This window comes from Leifsonia sp. HAY1-4F (assembly GCF_056755275.1).
The window spans coordinates 1-256 of the sequence record NZ_JBNDHX010000410.1 but is presented as its reverse complement, the minus strand read 5'-3'; the positions used below and the strand labels follow the sequence as shown (position 1 = coordinate 256).

Below are 256 nucleotides of genomic sequence, written 5' to 3'. Positions count from 1 at the left end.
GTAAGACAACGGATCATGGGCGGACGTCTGGTCCGTGACCACATCAAAAGTGATCTCCCCGGCCTTGTGACGACGCAGCAGCTCCGGGAACACCTCAGCAGCGTTACCCACATACCCCACCGACCAGCCACGACGCTCAGCCTTCGCGGCCTGGACCTTCGCGATCGCAGCATCGAGATCCGTGTCGACCTCGTCCAAGTACCGCTTACCCGCACGACGACGCAGACGGGTCTCATCCACATCCACGGTCAAGCAC

The 256-nt window shown here is 61.7% G+C and carries 1 pseudogene; it reads right to left on the bottom strand.

Annotated features, from left to right (window positions below):
• Positions 1-256: pseudogene (locus ACPYOG_RS19995) on the bottom strand (urocanate hydratase); the annotation flags it as partial.